Consider the following 697-nt stretch of genomic DNA (forward strand, 5'->3'; position numbering starts at 1 on the left):
ATGCGTTGAAGAACATCAATGTTGATGCGACGTACACTGATCCAAACAACACTATTGAATCGGCAAAAATTGGCTTAGATACATTTGAATTCGATAAAGTAAACAATCTTAACTACGCGCTTAAAGGCAGTGCTGCTGGTATGACGCTGGACATGCAAGGCGGTGGGCAGCTTACGGTTGACCAAGCGATTAGCAAAGTGTTGTTGAATAAGCTTACGCTGAAATCAAGCTTTGAAGGTGATGCTTTGCCACAATCACCAATGAAAGTTGATATGGTCTCTGACCTCTCATTTGCCCTAAACAAAAGCCACCTTAGCTTTATTCTAGAGAAGTTAACCGCAAACGCGATTGCATTGGATGGTAAAGCCGATGTGACATTGGGAGACATTCCAAAAATACGTTTTGCCCTTCATAGCCCTAATATCGATTTAGATGAATTCTTAGGCTTGGATAAACAAGCATCAGCAAGCGACGAAAAGCCAGCATCTGGTGGTAAGAGTGCATCCGCGGGGCCTGAAGTTGAGCCGGATCTTTCAGCACTGAAAACGCTGGATGTCAAAGGTGATATCACCATCGATAAGTTCAAAGCGGCTAACGCGAAAATGGAAGCGGTAAAAGCGAGCTTCACTGTCAATCGTGGTGTGTTTGACCTCACATCATTTAGCTCGAAGTTGTACCAAGGCACAATTTCAGCAAC

General features: G+C 43.9%; 1 protein-coding gene. It reads left to right on the plus strand.

Annotation, left to right across the window (positions count from 1 at the left end; all coding sequences use genetic code 11):
• The coding region (locus R7Q11_RS26445; protein WP_225467031.1) for an AsmA family protein at positions 1–697 on the plus strand (697 nt) is incomplete at both ends.

The organism is Vibrio sp. 970, from assembly GCF_033339075.1.